This is a genomic window from Streptomyces sp. NPDC026575, assembly GCF_055567415.1.
The window spans coordinates 24,132-37,172 of sequence record NZ_JBVHQM010000038.1 but is presented as its reverse complement, the minus strand read 5'-3'; the positions used below and the strand labels follow the sequence as shown (position 1 = coordinate 37,172).

Genomic DNA, 13,041 nt, shown 5'->3' with positions numbered 1-13,041 from the left:
AAAGCCCCCGGTCGACATCGGGGGCTTTCTGCATGCTGGGGGAGGCGCAATGCGCCCGGCCGAGTGACTTCATTCCGGGATCTGGATGCTGGCGACGAGTCGCTGATGGGTCGGATTCAGTGACTTCTCGTTCTGCGCGTAGACGAATGTCTCGGCAATAATGATGCGGTGGTCATCGGCTATGTAGCGGGCGGCGCCGACCAGGGTGTCGGGGCGGCGGTCCTTGGTGGACAAGTGGAGATCTAGAGCCGGGTGGCCATCAAATTCGGTCTCCCGTGTGCTGACCTTGATGGCAACGTCTCCATGCTTCTCGCGAAACGCGTCAGCGGTTCCTTCGGCAGTCTCATGAAGGCCGCTCATCTTCGGGGTTTCCGGTAGATCGCAGACGCCGAAAGTCAAAGCCGCATCGGCCGTCATGGCCTTGTAGAACCGGCAGGGCGGGTCGCCGGATTCTGTGAGCTTGACGTCTCCGGGAAGCTCGGCTGTGACACCACTCGGGGAATCGGTGACCTCTGCCCAATCCGCGGCGGTGATGTCGATTCCGGCTGCAACTGTGTGCGCTGCGCCGAGTTGTGGCATCGCGGCGGCCGTAGCCCATGCGCCGCCGGGCATCAGTACGCCTCCTGCAGCCAGGGCGACCGAGGCGCCGTAGACCAGCAGGCGCTGCGTCAGAGAGCGGCTTGACCGGCGGGTGCATGCCACAACTCCAGGCTTTCACCACGTCCACCTCGCGGCAAGCTGGAGCGCGGGGAAGCGCGTCGACCCCGACGTGCAGGCCGAGGTCGACGCGCACTTCGTCTTCGACGTCCCCACCACCGGGCAGATCCAGGCCGCCACCCCGGATACCTCCGGATACCTCCCGACTACACCCCCCGGCTACGCCCCGGCTTCGGACCGTGTCATCACGCAGTCGCTTCAGCGCGTCGCTCGTGGCGTGAGCGTGCGAGGCGGTAGGCCGCACGCAGCAGTTCACGGGTTGCCGCTGCCGTACGCTTGCCCGGGTTCACCACTGCCAACCAGCCGAGGGTGCCGTAGACGGGGTGTGCGATCACGGTGTCGGTGGTGCTGGGGTCGACCTCGGTGGTGGCCGGGTCGCGTGGCGCGTGGCCGGTCCACTGGATGAACGCTTCCTTCCCGGCGGCGATGTTCACGCGGAAGGCGTCCGCTCGGTCCAGGCGGGAGCCCTCGTCGCCGGGGTAGTCCTTGGTCACGATCGTTGCGAACGGTTGGGTTGCGGTCGGGGTGACGCCATCAGGCGCGTAGGAGAAGAACGTGTCGCCCCAGCCGATTTCCGGCGAGCCGTCGCCGGGCTCCGGCCTCATGGTCAGGACGCCGTCGAGGCCGTCCACGAAGCTGATGATCTCGTCCATGGTCAGGTGCTCGTTTTGGGTCATGTGCTCTAGCGTTGCATTGAAGTGCTTGTGGAGACTTTGGAGCGAGACAGAGGGACTTTGAGATGGCAAGTCTCAAATCGGGGGAGATGCGCACCGGCGACGTCGCGCGGCGTGCCGGGTACTCCGTTCAGCAGATTCGCAATCTTGAGCGCGACGGTGTGCTGCCGCCGGCACTGCGCACAACCACGGGCTACCGCATCTACGGGGAGGCGCATCTGCAGTCCGCGCTGGCCCACCGCGCCCTCGCGGCAGGCGCCGGCCCGACTGAGGCCAAGAAGATCGTTCGGGCCGTCCACCAGTTGCCCGCTTCGCAGGCCCTCGCACTGCTCGACGCGGCGCACGCCCGGCTCCACACAGAGCGCACGGAACTGAACCAGGCCAAGGAGGCCGCCGAGGCAATCTCCAGCGAGCCGCTCGGCGACGTACGCGCGTCGGACTCGATGGACGTCTCCGAACTCGCCGCCGCCCTCGGCGTGCGCCCCTCGACATTGCGGCACTGGGATGCGGAGGATCTCGTCGTCCCGGAACGCGACCCCGCGCGAGGAACGCGCCGATACACGCCCGCTCAGGTGCGGGATGCGCGGATCGTCCATCAACTGCGCAAGGCCGGTTACCGCATCGCACCCCTGCGGGCCCTCATGCCGGAGCTACGGCGCCCCCGCCGATTGGCGGATGTCGCCTCCGCACTGGCTGCCCGAGACGCCGACATCGCGGCTCGTTCCGAGGCCCTGCTCGAAGGGGCCGTCGCACTCCGTGCGGTGTTCGCCTTGCGCAGGTGAGCGACGTGTGGGAGCGGATTCCGCCGCCCCGCACGCTCAAGGGTGTCCCGTAATCCTTGGCGGGACAGCCCTAGTCGACGGCGCTGAAGTCACCGGTGTTCCCAGGGGCGTCGTTGCCGATCTCGACGCCACGTCCCGTGGCGGTGTCTTTCGGGGTGAGGGTGAAGGCGATCCGGTGGGTCCGGGCGCGGGACGCCCGCGCCTCGGTGTCGGCGTTGACCACCCATGCCTTGACGCCGGCCTTGGCGCCGGCTTCGCGGCGCAGCTCCACCGTGAACTCCATTTGGATCGGCCCGACTTCGAACCGCATCGGCTCCCCGGCCCCGGCTGCCGCCGCATCCACGAGCTGGTCCCTGATGGCTCTCACCGCGGCGACGAGCTCGATGTCCTCGAAGTCATCAGGCATGGCGGTACCCCCTGGTGTCGGCCGAGAACTCCGACGTTAGGGCATGCGGTGCTTCCCTGCGGTGCTTGCGCGGCCCGAGACCTGCGGACCCGCGGCCCGCCGCCCGCGTCCTGCGGTCCGTCAGCGGCCCCCGAAGCGCCGCCACCAGGGAGACGGCGGCTTCGATGCGCTGGGCACGGGAGTTCCCCACATGTGGCGTACGACCGAGCCCTTCGGCAGGTGCTCGTCCCCGGTGAGTCGCAGATCCCCCGAGGCCGGGAGGAAGAGCGCCACCGAGAGGTCGGGGATTCCGGCCAGCGCGGAGAGGTCGAGGGTCGCCGGACGGCGCAGGGAGTGGGTGACTTCGATGTGCAGACGGAGGGATCGCAGCGAGGGGAGCATCCGGCGCAGGAGCTCGGTGTCGCCCAGGTCTCCCGTCAGGAACGTGCTCAGCTGCGCCCTGGTGACCCCGTCGAGACGCGGCACCTCGGCGAGGTCCGGCGGGCAGAGGTTCTCCAGAGCGAGATCCACACACTCCAGGGAGGGGAGCCGACCGAGCGCGGCCAGCTCATCGGCAGGCACCGGGGCGGTCGCCAGGGTGAGCGAGGTGAGGTGCTGCCATCGGTCGATGAGGGGAAGATCGTGGATGAGCAGGTTGCCGTGAAAACCCAGAGTCTCGATGCCGGCGGGGAACGGGACGTCGGGCAGGGAGATCCGGCGTGCCTCCCCGTCGCGGTCCCATCGGAACGTCGCGCTGCGGAGCGTCGTCATGTCCTGCAGCGGTGACAGGTCGGGGCCGCTGGGCGCGTTCCGGAGCGTGAGGGCCTCCAGGCCCAGGCCGGGCAGCGCCGAGTAGTCCACGAGGCCGCCGCAGTCGGACAGTCGCAGTACGGACGGTTTCGGGATGTCGGTCAGGAACTCCAGGTCCGACAAGAGGTCGTTGGATTCCAGGGTGAAGTCGTCGGGGCGGGCATGGCGGAGCGTGGACGACAGCGCCTCGGCCGGGAAGTCGCCCCCGCAGCGGAGCGCCGGGACCGCGCCGATCACGGAGAGCGCGGCGAGCTGCTCCGTGCTGCTCACGGTCAGGCGTACTCCGGTCAGCGGTGTGTGGGTGAGGACGCCCTCCGCGTAGGCCCGGGCGTCGAAGCCGTCCCAGGCGTCGGCGAGCTCCTGCCTGACCTGCTGGTCCGGATGCTCCCGGAAGGTGGACAGCACCTGGAAGGCGTGTTCCCCGCCCAGCAGCCGCGCGGTGCGGACGACCGCCTGGGCCTGCCTCGGGGTGAGTCCGTCGGGCGGCGGGAGCAGCCCCAGGGCCACCGCACCGGCCTGGGCCAGCAGCTCGGCGTCCGCGAGGTCGCCCGGCGGGACCAGGACCGCCGCCCGTCGCTCGACCTCGACACGTACGTCTGGTGCGAGGGCGGTCGCGTGCTCCAGGCATGCCGCGGCCAGCAGGTGCAGCCGCTCCCGCTGCGGGGACGTGGCGGCGTCGCCCAGTTCGAGCAGGCGCCGCAGCAGCACCGCGCGTTCGTCCGCACGGGCGTGGCCGACCGCCATCCGCACCACGTCCTCCCACTGCGGCTCGTGGGCGTGCGCGGCCACCAGATTGAGGTCCTGGCCCTCCACGGCGGCCTTGGCCCCGAGGTAGTCCTGGAAGGTGCGGTGCACGAACTCCACGGTGTCGGGCGCCGGTGCCCGTAGGACGCCGCTGCGCAACAGCAGATGTTCGAGGACTGCGCCGGCCTGCTCGGGCGCGGCGACCTGCGGCATCGAGCGCAGGGCGTCCGCCACCACCCGCAGTACGTGCGCGCGGTCGGCCTCGGCATGGCCGTTGCGGATCATCCAGTAGGCGAGCTGCTGCAGCAGCCACAGCTGGGCGCTCTCGTTGATCTCCAGTTTCGCGGTGACCCGCCGCTGGGCGTCACGGCGGACGAGGAGCATGCTGAGTGCGGCGTCGTACAGCTCCAGCCGGTTCTGCGGCAGATAGGAGTTGCGGTCCCGGTTCAGCGCGCAGATCATCGCGCACATCAACGGGTTGGTGGCCAGCTGGGCCAGGTCGTTCTTCCGCGGTAGGGCGTCCGCCAGCTCCCGCTCGTACTGTTGCAGTTGGGCACGCTCCGCCGGGCGTTGGACGGTCTCGGCGGCCGCCTGGTGCCAGCGGTGCAGAAAGGCATTGACGTCCTGCCGGTTCATCGGCAGCAGATTGAGCTCGGTGAACCGCTCGGGGCCCAGCCACCCGTCGGCCACGGCCGAGGGACGCGTGGTGACGACGAAGATGCAGTCGCGGTAGAGCGCGATGAGGTTCTTGAGCCAGTCCAGCGTGTACTGCCGGTCGCCCTCCTGGACTTCGTCCACACCGTCGATGAGCAACAGCCCGCGCCCGGACTGCAGGATCTGATCGGCCCATCCATCGGGCTGCACCGCGTGCAGGGGATTGCCGACCGCCGCGAGGAAATCCTGTGGGGCGGGGAGGGAGTCCCGCCGGGCGAGGGTGCGCAGGGGCAGGACGAACGGGAGGCAGCCCTGGAGGTGTCCGAGCCCGGGCGGGAACTCCTGCCGCGCGGCGGTCACCGCGAGCCACTGCGCCAGGGTCGTCTTCCCGGAGCCGGCGTTGCCGCGTAACAGGATGCGGGTCTGGCGGGCGAAGGCCGCCTCGACCCGCTGCCGTTCGCCGATGGCCGGTCCGCGGAGCGATGCGGCCGGGGGAATTCCGAGGCCGTCCCGATTCTGTTCGCGGCTGTGGTGAGGTGCCAGCTCCAGGCTCAGATACGCGGTGTCCAGTGGCCACTCGGCATGTTCCCGGCGGCTGAAGTCCAGCCCGAAGATCTTCAGTTCGCTGTAGGACTCGGCGACGAAGGCGGCGTAACGGCGCTCGAACTCGGCGTGCGGGTTGTGCTGGGGGCCGGAGAGCTCGTCCACGATCGGCTGGTATCCGGTGTGCTCCGCCAGCTGTTGGACGAACTCGGGGTCCGCGAAGAGCACTCGGCTTCTGATGGCTTCGACGCGACCGTGCTGCCAGTTGAACGGATCCGTCACCACCACCCCGATGATCATGCCGTCCGCGAAGAGCGCGGCGCCGGACATGCCCGCCCACGGCGAGGCGCCGTCCGCCTGCCGGAGCGGCGGGGTGTGCGGACTGTCGAGCACATAGCGGGCCCGGACCATACGGGAACCGGGCTTGAACGTGCCGACGATCTGCTCGGTGTCGAGCCCGTCCTCGTCGTCGCGCTGCACCTGCGGAAAGCCGATGGCCTGGCAGGATTCCACGGGTTCGAGTCCGGAGGGCACGCCCCAGCGAACGGGTCCCAGCTGCTCGGCCGACTCAGGGGGGAGCAGGCTCTGCCTCCTCGGGGCGAGCAGGAGCGCGGCATCGCACTCACGATCGTGGCGCGCCCACACCACCCGGCACTGCACCTCGCCGACACCGCCGAGCGCCGCGACATTGACCAGGACGCGGTTCTTCACCACATGGCCGGCTGTCAGGACAAGACGGGCTGTCAGGAGGTAGCCGCTGCCTTGCTGGGCGCCGAGCACGGCGGCGATGCGATGGCGTTCCGGTCCCACGCACCGACCGTAGGGCATGCGGCCCGGCCTCGTCAGCGAGTTCCTCAACGGTGCGTCCGCGCAGGGGCGGGCGGTCGGGTCGTACGTACCTTCCTTCCGTGACGTCCAGAGCAACCTCACCACGGGCAGGGACGCCGCCTGGGTTCGGCTTCGCCGGGTGGGACGAGGCTCACGCCTGTCGGCAGCCCGCTTTCTCGGGTGCTGCGGCGGCTGGGCGTAGTGGCGAGTGCCGGCGAGGGCGGCTCTCCTGCGTGGGATTGGGTCGACATCGACACGGCGGGGCGTGGAATTCCTGACGCCCGACTTCCGAATGCCGGCGCTCATACGGCAGTTGAGCCTCGGCCGTCCAACTCCGGGGGCGGCAGCTCCCAAGTGGCAGGGACGTCCTGCACGAGGGGGAGGGGGAGCTGCCCCACAGCGAGACCACGGGAGCTGACCGCCGCGGTTCGTGCTGTCCGCTTCCCGGGCGCTGGACGGCCGCCGGCCGCCGGCTGCCTGCGCCGCGCTACGCGGCCTCGGCGAGGATCCGCTCCACTGCGGGGGAGCGGGGCCGGAAGACGTCGAGGAGGCCGATGGTGCGCAGGGCGGGAGCGAGTTCCCGCATCTGCGTGACGACGGCTGCGTGCTCGGGAGTGCCCTCGGCGAGGTCGTCCAGCCGTAGGGCGTTGGCGACGAATGCAGCCACCGAACCCTTGCGGACGGTCTGCCCGTTGATCGCGGTCGAGTCGACGCCTTCGGGCAGGACGTCTTCGGGGCGTACGGCGGGCTGGTGCTGGTGCTGGTGCGATGACGAATGCGACATGACTGTCCTTTGCATGGTCGTGTTGCGTGCTAGATGTACGTGCTTTCTGCACGCATCCGAAGGTAGCAGGACTCCGTGCTTTTTGCACGTATCATCGAGGTGTGAGTGAAACGACAGGTGACAGCACGTCCGCCGCCCGCGTGGCCGCCGCCATCGGGGCGCTGACCCTGCGGGCCACTCGTGCCGGGCTCTACGGCCGGTTGACCTCCGGGGTGGAGGGCGTGGACGCCACGACCTACCCGGTGTTGTCCGGGCTCGCTCGCATGGGGCCCGTCACCGCCACCAAGCTCGCCGAGGCGATCGGGATGGACCGCACCGTCACCACCCGCTATGCGACCAGGTTGCAGGAGGCCGGGCTGATCGCCCGTCGCCCCGACCCTGCTGACGCCCGTGCCACCAGGCTGGACCTCACCGTTGCGGGCGAGCGGGCGGTCACGGCCTTGCGAGGGGCGATGGAATCCTTCCTGGCCGAGGAGATGGCGACATGGCCGCCGGGTGAGGCCGCCTCCTTCGCCATGCGCCTGGAGCGTCTGACGGAGTCGCTCGCTCAGGGCGAGGCGGACCGTTCGCGCTGAAACGGGCCACGGGCTGCCTGGGCGGTGTCGGACCGCGGGGGTACCGGGGCATGGGCGGTACCGGGGCGTGGGCGAGACCGGCTGCCGGGCCGCCTCCGGCTGCCCCGACCAGTGCCGGCCGCCGAGATCGTGCGCTGCGCCATCTCGGCGCGGGGTGCACCCACGGCACGTCGCCCCGTGCACGCGCAGGGCGGCCAGGGCAGCCAGGAAGGTCAGGGCGGCCGAGGAGGTCAGAGGCCACCTCGACCGGCTCAGCCCGTTCGCCCAGGCCACCGGCTCGGGGTCGTTCTACGCCCTGTGGCACTGCGACGACCGCGCCGACCTCGCCACGCTTCCCCTCATCCGCTTCGGCGACGAAGGCGATCTCGACATCATCGACGGCCTGCGGAACCTGTTCCGGCTGCTCGCGATCGACGACGAGTGGTTCACCCCTTGGGGGAAGGAGCGCGAGGCGGACCCCGACGAGGAGCACTCACCGGGGCACACGGCGTACCTGGCCTGGCTGAAGGAGACGTTCGGCCTGACCGCTCCCACCGACGCGGAAACCGATGAGCTCCTGAGGTCGGGCGGCAGGGCGCACGGAGCCCGGTTCATCGACTGGCTGGAGGAGTTCGGGTCCGAGGAGATCGACTTCGACTCGTGGCGCAAGGAGTTCGGCGGCTCATGAACCTGAAGGTGTACTGCCGGGACGGAAAGGCGCCATGCCGGGCCACCGTCCGCGTCTGTCAGCTCCAAGGGCCGTCCGGGGTGGCGGCGGCTTCGGTGACGTAGACCTCGAAACGACAGGCCGGGCGGCGGAGGCATGGAGGACGCCGCGGGAGACCGGGGCAGTACCGGCCGCGCGCCGCCCGGCCGACGCTCACAAGTCCCGGTCCCCCGAGGGATGGGGGCTAGAGAGGGGGGCTGGGGGGCCGGACTTCATCCATTCTCCGGCCTGATGGTGGAGTCAGTCATAGTTGGCGGGTTTTTGTCGTCGGTCCAAAACCGCGCCGGGCGGGGTGAAACGAGCGGGGCGGCCAGCTCATCTGCGGACTCCTCACGCAGGTAGGTGCGCAGGGACTCGATGGTCTGACCGGAAGCGGCCAGGTCCCACCAGACGATGACAGCGTGCACAGCGGTTGCCTCATCCCTTGAGGCAGGGGACACAGACGGCCTTGATTGTCTACGGCTCGGCGCCAGATGCGGCCCCCTAGCGCGACCAGTACGGCAACGGCTGCCCTGCACCCGCTCGAAGTGCAGCGGGTGCGGGCCTGGTCGGCCTTCGGGTACGGTCAGAACGAGTCCGCTCCCCGGCAGTAGTTCCCTCGTCGCCCTGGCCATGGGATCAGTGTGTGCGCGAGCGGCTCTCCTCAGCAAGCGACTGTTCCAACGCCGCGCATCGAAGCTGCTGGTAGGAGGCCGCGGCAGCGTGTTCCTCGTCCAGGCGGTGCAAGATCCGCGTGACTGCCGGCGGTTGCCAAGCCTGCAACTCGTGGTGCTAGGGCAGTCCCGGCATCGGCTGCGCCCGGTGACTCGCACGCACGGCGCACCCTCCGCGCGGCCGCGTACCCGCTCGTCGGACGGCTGCTCGCCCTGTACTAACCGCCGCCTGGACAACCAGGATTCCGGCCTCGGGGAACATCGGTACAGCGGTTGGCGCTGGGAACGATCATGGTCGGCCAGCGCACCGGTCGGGGCTCCGCTGGGGTTCGCGGAAAGATCGCCGGGCGGGTGCCGGGGCTGACTATGGTCCGCTCGTGCCGGTGGAGTTTCTGACAGATCAGCAGGCCGGGGCGGCGTACGGGAAGTTCGCCGAGGAGCCGACCCGTCCTGAGCCGGAGCGGTTCTTCTTCCTGGACGACGTCGACCGCGATCTGATCGCGCTGCGACGCTCGACGCACCACCAGCTCGGCTTCGCGCTCCAGACGACGACGGCGGGCAGGAGTGAGTATCAGGAGCCGATCGGATCAATCCGTGACGGGCAGGCACTCGGCGAGCAGGGCGACGATGTCACGCCAGGCTCGCTGTGCGTGCCGTGGGTGGTAGCCGACGCCGGGAGGCGCGGTGTGGTCGACCGGCGGGTGGTGGAAGGCGTGAAGGGCTCCTCCGTAGACCACGAGGCGCCAGTCGACGCCCGCGGCCTGCATCTCTGCGGTGAACGCGTCCCGTTGCGCGGGCGGCATGATCGGGTCTTCCGACCCGACCCCGACCCATACCGGGCAGCGAATGCGTGCCGCCTCGCCCGGTCGGCCCGTGGTCAGTGCGTTGACCGTCCCAATCGCGCGCAGGTCGACGCCATCGCGACCGAGTTCCAGTGCGACTGCGCCCCCGGTGCCGTAGCCGATGGCGGCGGTCCGGTCGAGGTCGGCCCGTGGTTCGGCACGCAACACGTCGAGCGCGGCATGGCCGATCCCTCGCATCCGGTCGGGGTCGGCGAGCAGCGGCATGCAACGGGCCAACATGTCTTCTGGGTCTTCCAAATAGCGTCCGCCGTGGAGGTCGAAGGCCAGCGCCACGTACCCCAGCTCGGCCAGAGCCTCGGCTCGGCGGCGCTCGACATCGCTGAGCCCCATCCCCTCGGGTCCGATCAGGACTGCGGGCCGGCGCTCGGCACCGGCCGGGAGCGCGAGGTATCCGATCATCGTCAGGTTGTCGGCCGGGTATTCGACCGTACGGGTTGTGATCGTCGTCATGCGACTGAACGGTAATGACCGTTGCGCCCGCTCGGGGTGGTGTTCACCGATGGCAGACAGCAGTCTGTCCCGACTGCATCACCCGGACGCGTCGACCGCCTGAGCTCGCCATCGTTTGACGACAGGCGGCCGACGCGTCCAAGGAACCCGTGCAATCCGGGGGTTCGCGGCGGCTCGCATCCCATCAGATCCGATGGCGATTGCTGACAGGGTCTAACGACAGATGGGGTCCGGTCCTTCGTACGGAAGGGACCCTTCAATGGCGAACCTGGTCTACAAGCAGGTCTCGACCGACCAGCAGTCCACCGCCCGGCAGAACCTCGTCCTGGACGAGGCCGGGATCGAGGACCCGGTCGTCTTTGAGGAGGACGGCGGCACCACCTCCAGCCGCCTCCACCCACTCCAGCGCCCGAAGTTCCGCGAACTGCTCACCTACGCGCGGCCGGGCGACACCGTGCACCTCTCCGAGATGTTCCGCCTCGTCCGCGGCACCGGCCACATCCTCGACGTGCTCGACGTCCTCCACCGCGACCATCTCGCCCTGCGCATCCACGACGGCGCCTTTTCCGCGATGGACCTCACCGTCCGCCACCCGCGCACCGGAGAGTTGCTGTCCACCGTGAAGTTCATGGTGCAGACCCTCGCCGCCGCCGACGAACTCCAACGCGACCTCCAGCGCGAGCTGACCTACGACGGACTGCGCGCCGCCGAGGCCAAGGGCAGCAAGGGCGGGCGCCGCCCCGCCGTGGCAGCCACGAAGACCGACGACGCCGCGGCCGCGTACCTGCAGGGCCGCTCCATCGCCGCTCTCGCCGGCGACCTCGGCGTCAGCCGCGGCGCGATCCGCACGGCCGTCGCCGATCTCCTGCCTGACCACACCGCCGTCGAGGAGACCGCCTCCTTGCGCTGATGGCGAGTCGTCCTCGGTGAGGAATCATGCCGCCGTCCGGCATCGCGAATCCACGCTCGACTTCTCGGGCCGGGTTCTCGCCCCCCTCCGCTCGGCAGAATCGCCGGTGTTCGATCGACCCGGCTGCCTTCCGAGGTGCGGATCTCGTGCCGTCTGACGGCATGCTCATCGGTAGCCGCGTACAGCCTTATTGGTGGCCAGACCATCCGAACTGGATCACCCCGACCATGTCACCGCATTCCTTGAGCGTCGGCCGCTCCCAGGCTGGGCCCGTCCTAAAACAGCTGCACGGGCTCAAGATCCACACGAGAATCTGGAGTCGAACCGCCGACGGAGGGGACAACCCGTGCAGCCCACACTCAACTTCTGGCGCCACGGACTCGGGGAAGTGCCCGAGTCGGTCTGGCAGCGAACCGAGCTCCAGGTGCTGATCCTGGCGGACAACGGGCTCACGGCTCTCTCACCCAAGGTCGGCGAACTGCACCGGCTCATCACCTTGGACCTTGGCCACAACAAGCTCACCTCGCTGCCCGACACTCTGGGCGACCTGACGGAACTCAGCGGCTTCCTCTACCTGCACGACAACAACCTGTCCCGGCTCCCGGACACGCTGGGAAGCCTGACGCGGCTGCGCTACCTCAACGTCGGCGAAAACCCGCTCACCGCCCTGCCCGAAACCATCGGCCGGATGACGGGGCTGATCGAGCTTCGAGCTCAGCACAATCGGCTGACCAGGTTGCCTGACGGCCTCGGTCATCTGCACAGGTTGCGCGAACTCTGGTTGCGAGGGAACAAGCTCACCAATCTGCCATCCTCGATGGCTGATCTGGGTGAACTGCGGCACCTGGAACTGCGGGAGAACGCACTCACCGAGCTGCCGGAGGTCCTGGCCGATCTTCCACGGCTTCGTCAGCTCGACCTGCGCAGCAACCGCATCGTTGCGCTGCCGGATTGGGTCGCACGGATGCCTGCGTTGGAGAAGCTCGATCTGCGCTGGAACACCTGCGTGCCTTCCCCTCACGTGCTGACCGAGCTGGAAGAGCGCGGGTGTGTCGTCCTGCTGTGAATCACTGATAGCCAAGAGCACCGCTCTATCGGCAAGACCCCCGGTCCGGTGTCCGCGAGGGCCGGCCAGAGGCCGTATCGACGGCGGACACCCGACGCCGTCCGACAGGCACCGGTGGCTTGCGCGATCTTGACCTGGGTGTCGGTCCTGAAGGTGGTCATCGTCTGACCCAGGCTCAGGCTCCCACGCCTGCCGGGTCGTCTGTGGTCGGGTAGCCGGAGCCTGCTGCCGACTCCTGCTCCCCGATCACAGCGACGAGGATCAGGGGGCGGGGCAGGGGCCGCCGGGCCGGAAGCGCTCCACCCCGACGATGTGCCGGACCTTGATCGGGCGCACGATCACCGCGACCCGTTGCTCCCCCGGCATGAGCCACTCGAAGCGGTCGCTGCCCAGGTACTTCTGGGCGAGCCGGTCCATTCGGTCGTGCGCCTCTTCGCCCTCGATGAAGCGGGCCACCTCGCCACTGATCTGCACTCGGTCGAAGGGATCGGTGGTGTCCGCGTGCGAGAGATAGACGCGGGGGTCGAGGCGCAGGTTCTCCTCCTTCACCCGGCCCACCGAGGTGTTGAACGTCAGCTCCCCCTCTCCCTCCAGATCGACCCACATCGGGCTGACCTGTGGCGCCCCATCGGCGAACACGGTGCCGACGTACCAGATGTTGGGGGCTTGCAGACGGGCACGGACGGCTTCGTCGAAGGTCGCAGTCATCCCGGCAGGCTACCAACCATGATCACCAGCGTGTTTCGGGGGAACCAGGCATGCTGGACCAAGACCTTCACGGAGCCCCGGCTCTGCGCCGGTGGCGCGTCCGCCGCCCTCACCGCGAACAACTCGCCACGCGCATGGGCCTCTTCCAGCAGCACCGCACGACGAGTAGCAGCTGGGCGGTTGGGCCTT

The 13,041-nt window shown here is 69.3% G+C and carries 12 protein-coding genes and 1 pseudogene; 6 read left to right on the top strand and 7 right to left on the bottom strand.

All coding sequences use genetic code 11. From position 1 onward, the window contains the following. Nucleotides 1–69: 69 nt before the first annotated feature. Both ACZ4NB_RS34995 and ACZ4NB_RS34990 read right to left on the bottom strand, forming a co-directional pair. The gene (locus ACZ4NB_RS34995) at nucleotides 70–612 is read right to left on the bottom strand and encodes a hypothetical protein (protein ID WP_467667077.1); all 543 of its coding nucleotides are present in this window, start codon (nucleotides 610–612) and stop codon (nucleotides 70–72) included. Between the two features lie 290 nt (nucleotides 613–902). Next, nucleotides 903–1,394 carry a DUF6194 family protein gene (locus ACZ4NB_RS34990; protein ID WP_467667076.1) on the bottom strand — a complete coding sequence of 164 codons (492 nt, stop codon included), beginning with the start codon at nucleotides 1,392–1,394 and terminating at the stop codon, nucleotides 903–905. Nucleotides 1,395–1,480: 86 nt separating this feature from the next. On the opposite strand from ACZ4NB_RS34990, the gene ACZ4NB_RS34985 reads away from it, so the two are divergent. Then, on the top strand, nucleotides 1,481–2,173 hold the full coding sequence (locus ACZ4NB_RS34985; RefSeq protein WP_467667075.1) for a MerR family transcriptional regulator: 693 nt from the start codon (nucleotides 1,481–1,483) through the stop codon (nucleotides 2,171–2,173). Between the two features lie 70 nt (nucleotides 2,174–2,243). Here ACZ4NB_RS34985 and ACZ4NB_RS34980 read toward each other — a convergent pair whose 3' ends face one another. From ACZ4NB_RS34980 to ACZ4NB_RS34970, 3 genes are all read right to left on the bottom strand, one after another. Beyond that, nucleotides 2,244–2,579: a trypco2 family protein gene (locus tag ACZ4NB_RS34980; RefSeq protein ID WP_467667074.1), complete on the bottom strand. Its 336-nt coding sequence runs from the start codon at nucleotides 2,577–2,579 to the stop codon at nucleotides 2,244–2,246. A gap of 120 nt (nucleotides 2,580–2,699) precedes the next feature. Further along, nucleotides 2,700–6,119: an NACHT domain-containing protein gene (locus ACZ4NB_RS34975; RefSeq protein WP_467667073.1), complete on the bottom strand. Its 3,420-nt coding sequence runs from the start codon at nucleotides 6,117–6,119 to the stop codon at nucleotides 2,700–2,702. Nucleotides 6,120–6,624: 505 nt separating this feature from the next. Beyond that, the gene (locus tag ACZ4NB_RS34970) at nucleotides 6,625–6,921 is read right to left on the bottom strand and encodes a hypothetical protein (RefSeq protein ID WP_467667072.1); all 297 of its coding nucleotides are present in this window, start codon (nucleotides 6,919–6,921) and stop codon (nucleotides 6,625–6,627) included. A 101-nt stretch (nucleotides 6,922–7,022) separates the two neighbouring features. Here ACZ4NB_RS34970 and ACZ4NB_RS34965 point away from each other — a divergent pair, with 101 nt between their 5' ends. The 3 genes and pseudogenes from ACZ4NB_RS34965 to ACZ4NB_RS34955 form a co-directional block, all read left to right on the top strand. Continuing rightward, a complete protein-coding gene (locus ACZ4NB_RS34965) occupies nucleotides 7,023–7,496 on the top strand; it encodes a MarR family winged helix-turn-helix transcriptional regulator (RefSeq protein ID WP_467667071.1) in 474 nt (157 codons plus the stop codon). Between the two features lie 154 nt (nucleotides 7,497–7,650). After that, the gene (locus ACZ4NB_RS34960; RefSeq protein ID WP_467667070.1) at nucleotides 7,651–8,163 is read left to right on the top strand and encodes a hypothetical protein; all 513 of its coding nucleotides are present in this window, start codon (nucleotides 7,651–7,653) and stop codon (nucleotides 8,161–8,163) included. Between the two features lie 1,069 nt (nucleotides 8,164–9,232). Further along, nucleotides 9,233–9,409: pseudogene (locus ACZ4NB_RS34955) on the top strand (DUF4158 domain-containing protein); the annotation flags it as partial. Between the two features lie 33 nt (nucleotides 9,410–9,442). On the opposite strand, the gene ACZ4NB_RS34950 reads toward ACZ4NB_RS34955, so the two are convergent. Next, on the bottom strand, nucleotides 9,443–10,168 hold the full coding sequence (locus ACZ4NB_RS34950) for a dienelactone hydrolase family protein (RefSeq protein ID WP_467667069.1): 726 nt from the start codon (nucleotides 10,166–10,168) through the stop codon (nucleotides 9,443–9,445). A 259-nt stretch (nucleotides 10,169–10,427) separates the two neighbouring features. On the opposite strand from ACZ4NB_RS34950, the gene ACZ4NB_RS34945 reads away from it, so the two are divergent. Continuing rightward, entirely contained in the window at nucleotides 10,428–11,078 is a 651-nt protein-coding gene (locus ACZ4NB_RS34945) for a recombinase family protein (protein WP_467667068.1), read from the top strand. 346 nt (nucleotides 11,079–11,424) lie between these two features. Next, nucleotides 11,425–12,144: a leucine-rich repeat domain-containing protein gene (locus ACZ4NB_RS34940; RefSeq protein WP_467667067.1), complete on the top strand. Its 720-nt coding sequence runs from the start codon at nucleotides 11,425–11,427 to the stop codon at nucleotides 12,142–12,144. Nucleotides 12,145–12,405: 261 nt separating this feature from the next. On the opposite strand, the gene ACZ4NB_RS34935 is transcribed toward ACZ4NB_RS34940, so the two are convergent. Further along, complete coding sequence (locus tag ACZ4NB_RS34935; RefSeq protein ID WP_467667066.1) at nucleotides 12,406–12,852, bottom strand: TIGR03618 family F420-dependent PPOX class oxidoreductase; 447 nt, start codon at nucleotides 12,850–12,852, stop codon at nucleotides 12,406–12,408. Between the last annotated feature and the right edge of the window lie 189 nt (nucleotides 12,853–13,041).